The 5199-nt window shown below is 67.8% G+C and carries 5 protein-coding genes; 1 reads left to right on the forward strand and 4 read right to left on the reverse strand.

Annotated features, from left to right (window positions below; all coding sequences use genetic code 11):
* Positions 1 to 238: 238 nt before the first annotated feature.
* The 4 genes from QH196_RS11860 to QH196_RS11875 form a co-directional block, all read right to left on the reverse strand.
* Positions 239 to 1327, reverse strand: a complete 1089-nt coding sequence (locus tag QH196_RS11860; RefSeq protein WP_280415825.1) for an inositol-3-phosphate synthase — start codon at positions 1325 to 1327, stop codon at positions 239 to 241.
* Complete coding sequence (locus QH196_RS11865) at positions 1320 to 1880, reverse strand: PadR family transcriptional regulator (RefSeq protein WP_280415826.1); 561 nt, start codon at positions 1878 to 1880, stop codon at positions 1320 to 1322. Before QH196_RS11865 ends, QH196_RS11860 begins: the two co-directional genes overlap by 8 nt.
* A gap of 307 nt (positions 1881 to 2187) precedes the next feature.
* Positions 2188 to 2997, reverse strand: a complete 810-nt coding sequence (locus QH196_RS11870) for a DUF1707 SHOCT-like domain-containing protein (protein WP_280415827.1) — start codon at positions 2995 to 2997, stop codon at positions 2188 to 2190.
* A gap of 10 nt (positions 2998 to 3007) precedes the next feature.
* Positions 3008 to 4087, reverse strand: a complete 1080-nt coding sequence (locus tag QH196_RS11875) for a DUF1707 SHOCT-like domain-containing protein (protein ID WP_280415828.1) — start codon at positions 4085 to 4087, stop codon at positions 3008 to 3010.
* Positions 4088 to 4379: 292 nt separating this feature from the next.
* On the opposite strand from QH196_RS11875, the gene QH196_RS11880 reads away from it, so the two are divergent.
* Positions 4380 to 4790 (forward strand): DUF5318 domain-containing protein, encoded by a 411-nt coding sequence (locus QH196_RS11880; protein ID WP_168433960.1) that lies wholly within the window; start codon positions 4380 to 4382, stop codon positions 4788 to 4790.
* Positions 4791 to 5199: the final 409 nt, after the last annotated feature.

Consider the following 5199-nt stretch of genomic DNA (forward strand, 5'->3'; position numbering starts at 1 on the left):
TTCCCCCCCGCCTACCAACGGGGCCCCCCCCGCTTGATGGGGGGGCTAAATCAATGCACCTGATGGGCCTAACCCCGCGCGCGCCAGCGCGCCAAAAACACAGCACCTTGGCAGGTAGCCCCACCCCCAACCTTTGCGGCGGTTACCCATGATCCCCGAGCAAGTAGCTCAGCCCAGGCCCCCAGGTCCCCGAGTGTGTCCGAGACTCCCGGGTTCCCGGCCCTGCAGCCCCCTCAGGTCAGCCGATGATGAAGGTTTCCAGCTCCGCCCGCGCCACATCATCGGCCATCTGCTCCGGCGGGGACTTCATCAGGTACGCCGACGCCGGCAGCACCGGGCCGCCGATTCCGCGGTCCTTGGCGATCTTCGCGGCACGCACCGCGTCGATGATGATGCCCGCCGAGTTCGGGGAATCCCACACCTCGAGCTTGTACTCCAGGTTCAGCGGCACGTCACCGAACGCGCGGCCTTCCAGCCGGACATAGGCCCATTTGCGGTCGTCGAGCCAGCCGACATGATCGGACGGGCCGATATGCACATCGTTGGCCCCCATCTCCTTCTGCAGGTTGCTGGTAACAGCCTGCGTCTTGGAGATCTTCTTGGACTCCAGACGCTCACGCTCGAGCATGTTCTTGAAGTCCATATTGCCGCCGACGTTCAGCTGCATGGTGCGATCGAGCTGCACGCCGCGATCCTCGAACAGTTTCGCCATGACCCGGTGGGTGATGGTGGCACCGACCTGGCTCTTGATGTCGTCGCCGACGATCGGCACACCCGCGGCGCGGAACTTCTCCGCCCACTCCGGGTCCGAGGCGATGAACACCGGCAGCGCGTTGACGAAGGCCACGCCGGCGTCGATAGCGCACTGGGCGTAGAACTTGTCCGCTTCCTCGGAACCGACGGGCAGGTAGGAGACCAGCACATCGACCTCGGCGTCCTTCAGCGCCTGGACGACGTCGACCGGGTCGGTTTCGGCGAGTTCGATGGTTTCGGCGTAGTACTTGCCGATGCCGTCGAGGGTGGGGCCGCGCTGCACGGTGACACCGAGCGGCGCCACATCGGAGATCTTGATGGTGTTGTTCTCGCTGGCGAAGATCGCCTCGGACAGGTCGAAGCCGACTTTTTTGGCGTCCACGTCGAAGGCGGCCACGAACTGCACGTCACGAACGTGGTACTGGCCGAACCGCACGTGCATCAGGCCGGGCACCGTCGCCGTATCGTCGGCGTCCCGGTAGTACTGCACGCCCTGCACGAGCGAGGAGGCGCAGTTGCCCACACCTACGATGGCGACGCGAACACTGGACTTATTGGTGTCTCCACTACTCATGGCCGGTATTTCCCTCTTTCTGTGGTGCCGCCTTCGTCGATTGCTCCGCCGCAATCAACTCGTTGAGCCAGCGCACTTCGCGCTCGCTTGATTCGAGTCCGAGTTGATGGAGTTGGCGGGTGTAGCGATCCAGCGAGCCACTCGCCTTCTTGATCGCCTCCCGCAGCCCCTCTCGGCGCTCCTCGACCTGGCGCCGCCTGCCCTCCAGAATCCGCATCCGCGCTTCTGCGGGAGTGCGGCTGAAGAAGGCCAGGTGCACGCCGAAGCCGTCATCGGTGTAGTTCTGCGGACCGGTATCGGCCAGTAGCTCGCCGAACCGCTCCCGGCCCGCCGGTGTCAGCTGGAACACCCGCCGGGCCCGGCGGGTCGTCACCATGCCGTCGGGCGCCTCCTCCGCGATCAGCCCATCCGCCTGCATACGTTTCAAGGTCGGGTACAGCGATCCGTAGGAGAAAGCCCGAAACGCCCCGAGCAGGCCGGTGAGCCGTTTCTTCAGCTCGTAGCCGTGCATGGGCGCTTCCAGGAGCAGCCCGAGGATTGCCAGTTCGAGCACCGGGCTTCACCCCCTGACTTCCGTACAGACCTAACCAATGGATGCGATAACAAACTATATCGGAGCGATATAACCATGCATAGTTCAGTCCGCTACATCACAGGTGGCGGCCCGGGCGCATCACCCGCCATCGACACCGATGTCACCCCTATAGACGTGTGCACCCGAGCTTCCGAGGCGTCCGCGCGAAAAAAGGGGGGCCGGCGCGACGAAGTGGGCGAATACCCGGGGGGGACGAGCACGCCCCGGCCGAAAGCCCGCCGGACCTTCTGCGCGCCGGCCGGTGAGGGGTTCGCCGACCCGGGACTCAGCGGGCGGGAAATACTTCCAGGGGCGTGCCGGCGAACGAGACAGACAGGTGCCCGGTACTGCCCGCAGGATCCTCGACGTAGATATCGATCACCGGACCGGCATCGACGGGCGCGATCAGTTCGAAACCGATTCCGAGATGTTCGACCTCACCCTGCTCCAGGCGCACCGAGGCCGGAGCCCCCGCCAAGACTGCGCCCAGCGTCGCCAGCTCGATATCGGCCAGGTCGATGGGCCGCCCATTCGCGTAGCTGGGTACCGCGACCCCCATTTCGTCGAACCCGTCGGCGTCGAAGCGGAAGTTGCGCGGGCCGCCCTGTCCCAACCGCTGGACCAGCAGAAAATCCGGAAAAACGGTCGCCGTATCGATCACCGTATCGCCGAACTCCCGGCGGTAGGTGTCGATGAAGAACGCCAGCCCATCGGTGGTGGTGAGCAGGTTCGGCAGCGACGCGGGCTCGGGTTCGGCCTCCGCGGCGGCAGCGATCCCCGGCGCAGGGTCCTCACGCGCAACGAACCCGATCCCACCGCCGAGCACGGCAGCGGCCACCAAAACCGCGACCGGTAGCCACCAGGGCCGGGCGGCGCGATCGCCGTTCAGGATCGCGGCACCCGCCAATTCGCCGGGCACCTGCAGGTCGCGTACGAGAGCCTCGAGGTCGGTGGTGAATTTCGCCCGCATCGCCGAGCGAGTGCGGGTGGTGTGTTCACCGGCGCTCAACTGGCCGTCCGCCAGCGCCGCGTCCAAGACCGCACATACCTCGACGCGATCGCGGTCGCGCGCCCTGACCTGTTCTCTTCTCGCCATTACCTGTCCCTCACCCCTCGAACGGCCAGACCCGCAGGATATCGCCGGCCACACCGGTCAGCAGCCATCCGCTCTCGTCGAACGAATTGGAGACGTAGACGCTGACCGCGGGTACGCCGTCGTACGGCGGGAAGGTCCCGATCTCGAAACTCATATGGGTGACGACACCGTCGGGGACGCGGGCAATCGCCGGCGCATCGGTCAGCACGCGGCCGATCGCGTCGGTGTCGAGCGTGCCCAGGTCCACGGCCGGGGTATCGACCGGGCGGGTGGTCAGATCGTCGGACTGGTTGAAACCGCCCCGGTAGTCGTAACTCACCAGGCGGTTCGGCTGACCGGGTACCGCGCGTTCGACATCCCCGTGGTCGGGGTACAGCCAGATTTCGTCGGCCACGGTATCGCCGAAGCGCTCGCGGTACTCGGCGATGAACTGGGCGAGCCCGGCACCGGTCACGAGGTTCGGCGGGGCGAAAACCAGCGGCTCGGGTTCCTCGGGCGCCCGCTCGGGCACAGGCGCCGGCACCACGGCCGCGGGGGGCGGTGCGCTCGCCACGGAGTCGGTCTCGCGACCGGTGAGCGTGTACGCGCCGAACGCCACTGCCAGCGCGGCGGCGGTGAGGACGGCGAAGTAGCGGCCCGAGCGGCCCGGACCGGGTGGGCTCGGCGCGACCGGGGTGTGCCGCGTCCCCTGAAGGTCAGCGGTGATATCGGCGAGGTCGCCGAGGGTGGTGGCCTCGGCGAGCAGCTCCGTGGCCGCGCGATGTTCGTCTTCGGTCAGCTGGCCTTCGCTGTAGGCATGGTCGAGCAGTTCGCCGGCCGCCCGGCGATCGGCGGTCCGGGCCCGGGTACTCGGCGGATATCCGGACTGTGGGCCCGGAACGACCGTGGGCGGGCTGTCGGCGGCCTGTTGCAGATCGGCCACCAGATCGGACAGTTCACCGAGCGTTTTCGCGGTCCGGGCCTGGGCGATGCGGTCGTGGTATTCGGCAGCACCCAGCTGGCCTTCGGCATAAGCCGCATCCAACTTTCCGGCGGTATGGGCGCGATCGATATCGCGTGCTCGCATCCGGCCCGGCGCTGCTGTCGACACCAGCGAATCCTACGTTGCGCAGGGATTCTCGGGACGGCGTCGGCTCTCGCATGTGGCGACGGCCACTTCTCCGGCCGCCCCCGCCCGGAAACCATTGACGCAAATGCGCCAATACCGCTGTCAGCGGCCGAACCCGCCCGGAGCACCGCTCCCGACCATGTCTCGACCCACACACGGAGGTTTCCGAGGAGGTCGATCCGGTGCGGGAAACGACCACCGCCTCGACCACATCGGCCACGCGGATCCAATCCGGCCGCGGGCGGCAGCAATACAACACGGCTACTCTGGGGGCGTGCGAATTCAGCGGCAAGTGGTGGACTATGCGCTCCGGCGCAAGTCACTGCTGGCTGACGTCTATGCGGGCCGTGTCGATGTCGCCGAGGTATGTGACGCCAATCCCTACCTGCTGCGTGCGGCCAAATTTCACGGCCGCGGGAGCGAGGTCACATGCCCTATCTGCCGGAAGGAACAACTCACTCTCGTATCCTGGGTCTACGGCGACGGCCTCGGGCCGATCGCGGGTTCTGCGCGCAGCCCGGAAGAGCTGGTGCGCCTGGCCGAGTCCAGAGAAGAGTTCTCGGTTCATGTCGTCGAGGTGTGCCGGACCTGCAGCTGGAATCATCTGGTGCAGTCCTATGTACTCGGGAAGACGCCGCAACGGCGGTCGCGTTCCCGGGTGAATCGGCGCACCGCCGCGGAATGAACCCGCCCGGCCCGATGATGGTGTCCGTGCCGCGTGCCACAGTGCAGTGCACGGGCCCATCAGACCGATACGAGCTTTGGAGACCTTGTCAGTGACTTCGCCCTACGAGACCCCATCCGGCGATGACCCGCGCGGTGGCCGCGGCCCGCGTGGGCCGCTGCCGGGCCGGGAACCGCAGCAGCGTCCGGGGTCACCGAACCGCGGTCCCGCGCCGAACGCCAACGCTCCCCGCCCGGGGCCCGGTGGGCGGCCGCCCGGTCCGGGTGGTCCACGCCCCGGTCCACGCCCCGGTCCGCGCCCCGGACCCGCGACCGGACCGCGCCCGGCAGCCAACGGCCCGCGCCCCGGCCCGGGCGGGGCCCGGCCCCCCGGCAACAGCGGGCCCCCGCCGGCGGGCGCGCCGCCGCCG

Origin of the sequence: Nocardia carnea, assembly GCF_029868325.1 — a bacterium.
In the GTDB taxonomy this organism is placed as follows: Bacteria; Actinomycetota; Actinomycetes; order Mycobacteriales; family Mycobacteriaceae; genus Nocardia; species Nocardia carnea_C.

Coding starts and splice junctions, on each gene's coding strand:
- QH196_RS11870 (WP_280415827.1), bottom strand. CDS start 2,997: ATGGCGAGAAGAGAACAGGTCAGGGCGCGCGACCGCGATCGCGTCGAG.
- QH196_RS11860 (WP_280415825.1), bottom strand. CDS start 1,327: ATGAGTAGTGGAGACACCAATAAGTCCAGTGTTCGCGTCGCCATCGTA.